Annotated in this window: 2 protein-coding genes; both read left to right on the forward strand. The window is 35.9% G+C overall.

Translation table 11 applies throughout. The features are described 5' to 3' along the window. Positions 1–69 precede the first annotated feature (69 nt). Positions 70–351, forward strand: a complete 282-nt coding sequence (locus tag MWU82_RS24030) for a type II toxin-antitoxin system RelE/ParE family toxin (protein WP_247098287.1) — start codon at positions 70–72, stop codon at positions 349–351. An 11-nt stretch (positions 352–362) separates the two neighbouring features. Continuing rightward, positions 363–665, forward strand: coding sequence for a HigA family addiction module antitoxin (locus MWU82_RS24035; protein WP_247098289.1), 303 nt, complete (start codon positions 363–365; stop codon positions 663–665). The last annotated feature ends 126 nt before the right edge of the window (positions 666–791 follow it).

Here is a 791-nt window from a genome sequence, read left to right on the forward strand (position 1 = left end):
ACGTTAGGCAACATTTGCACAAAACAATCTTTTTACTTATCTTTAGCGTTAGTAACGTAAAACGTGATTATGATTATTTCTTTTGGCTCGAAAGCGACCGAACAAATTTGGAATGGAGTCCGAGTTAAGAAAATGCCAATTGAAGTTCAAAATGTGGGACGTCGGAAACTCAGAATGTTGAATAACTCGCAGGACATTGCGGATTTAAGGATTCCACCTTCAAATCGACTTGAAAAACTTGGTGGAAAATTAAGTGAGTTCTATAGCATTCGGGTTAACAAACAATGGCGAATAATCTTCATGTGGGACAATGGAAACGCAAGCGAAGTGGAAATAATAGATTATCATTAAAAAGTAAAAAAATGGAAAAGTTAGCAAATGTACATCCTGGTGAAATTTTGTTTTACGAATTTCTTGAACCTCTTGAAATAACAGCATATCGACTTTCAAAAGATTTGAAAATACCTCAAACAAGGATTTCCGAAATTGTAAAAGGCAATAGAAGAATAACCGCGGACACAGCTTTAAGATTGAGTAAATATTTTGGGAATTCTGCAAAATTTTGGCTTGGACTTCAAGATGATTATGATATCGAAGAAGAAAAGGAAACAAAGGAATCGGAATTGAATGAAATCAAGCACTTCGAGAATAAAAACGTTGCCTAACAATACCTATAATTAATTGCTGGCGGATTTTCCCTTCGGAAAATCCACGCATATTTACTATGTTTAGTGTGCGGGCCGAAATCCTGTCGGATTTCACACCGCAACTAATCATAGCCTAACCGTTGT

This window comes from Arenibacter sp. S6351L (assembly GCF_023016025.1).
Taxonomy (GTDB): domain Bacteria; phylum Bacteroidota; class Bacteroidia; order Flavobacteriales; family Flavobacteriaceae; genus Arenibacter; species Arenibacter algicola_B.

Excerpts from the sequence above, each read along its gene's own strand:
- MWU82_RS24030 (WP_247098287.1), top strand. The coding sequence starts at position 70 with ATGATTATTTCTTTTGGCTCGAAAGCGACCGAACAAATTTGGAATGGA.
- MWU82_RS24035 (WP_247098289.1), top strand. The coding sequence starts at position 363 with ATGGAAAAGTTAGCAAATGTACATCCTGGTGAAATTTTGTTTTACGAA.